This is a genomic window from Streptomyces sp. URMC 123 (assembly GCF_051386515.1).
Lineage (GTDB): Bacteria > Actinomycetota > Actinomycetes > Streptomycetales > Streptomycetaceae > Streptomyces.
The window spans coordinates 1-561 of record NZ_JBPQTV010000691.1 but is presented as its reverse complement, the minus strand read 5'-3'; the positions used below and the strand labels follow the sequence as shown (position 1 = coordinate 561).

Here is a 561-nt window from a genome sequence, read left to right as displayed (position 1 = left end):
GCCGACGGCGACCCGGAAGAACGGCTCCCACCAGGTCTTTCACGGCCCCCTTCGACCTCGACCCGCGCTGGAGTACGGGTGGAGGCCGCCGCCGTCCCGTCGACCGGGCGGTCGGCCCGACGGTCACCGGCGAAGCGGGGGGGTGCTGGGCGGTCCGGAAGAGGAGGCGGATACCGCCGTTGTGCGCGATCTCGCCGACGGCGACGAGACCGGCGCGGTGGGCGACCCGCTGGGAGGCGAGGTTGTCCGGGTGGACGATGGCGACCACGGGTCGCGCTGGATCGACTCGGCGCGCAATGTCCAGCGCTGCGCGGGTGACTTCGGTGGCATAGCCGTGCCCCCAGGCGTGGGGCGCGAAGCGGTAGTAGAGGTTGAAGACGGCCGTTCCGTCCACTGTGCCGGCGCGGACGCCGCCCACGCCGAACGCCTCCCGCGCGCACGCGGGCCGCACGGCCCAGTAGCCGACGCCCACCGCGCTACGGCCGGCGATCCACTCCTCGACCATGGCACGCGTCGCGGCCATGGAGGAGAGGGCCCCGGCCGGGTTGTGCCGGTTGGTGG

The 561-nt window shown here is 74.3% G+C and carries 1 protein-coding gene; it reads right to left on the bottom strand.

Going from position 1 to position 561, the window contains the following annotated elements:
• Positions 1–523: GNAT family N-acetyltransferase (locus ACSNOD_RS31665; RefSeq protein ID WP_436770512.1), on the bottom strand; the 523-nt coding region annotated here is incomplete at its 3' end.
• Positions 524–561 lie beyond the last annotated feature (38 nt).